Here is a 441-nt window from a genome sequence, read left to right as displayed (position 1 = left end):
GCCCGGCCTGGCTCCGAGCCGGCGGCCCCCCGTCGCCCCGGCGACCGGCACGGCGTTGCGGAGGCCCCCGGGCCCGACCACCGGGTGCCGCCCCACACCGCGGCGGCCCCGGCGCCGAGCACGGGCGGCGGCGAGGTACGGGGCAGCCGTCCCTGCCCGCGGTGCCGGGCGGACAACCCGTACGAGCGGCGGCTCTGCGTGCGCTGCGGCGGGGAGTTGGACCGTGCGGACCCGGCGCCCGGCCGGCGCCGAGCGCCCTGGTGGCGGCGGCTGTTCGGGCGGGACCGGGACCGGGTGCTCGCGGCCGGCAGTCGGCCGCGCCCGCGCCCCAGGCCCCCGCCGCCGGGGGGGGGGGCCGGGGCGCGGGGGGGGGGGGGCGGGGGGGGCCGCCGCGCCCGCCCCCCCCGCGCCCGCCCCCGCCCCCGGCCCCCCGGCCCGCCC

The 441-nt window shown here is 88.2% G+C and carries 1 pseudogene; it reads left to right on the top strand.

Features of this window, described 5'->3' with window-relative positions:
- Positions 1-441 (top strand): annotated as a pseudogene (locus tag AAHZ94_RS35030) (hypothetical protein); the annotation flags it as partial.

It is taken from the genome of Streptomyces sp. HSW2009 (genome assembly GCF_040240285.1).
Taxonomy (GTDB): Bacteria; Actinomycetota; Actinomycetes; order Streptomycetales; family Streptomycetaceae; genus Streptomyces.
Note: the sequence above shows the minus strand (reverse complement) of the source record. Positions and strands in the feature narration are given on the sequence as shown.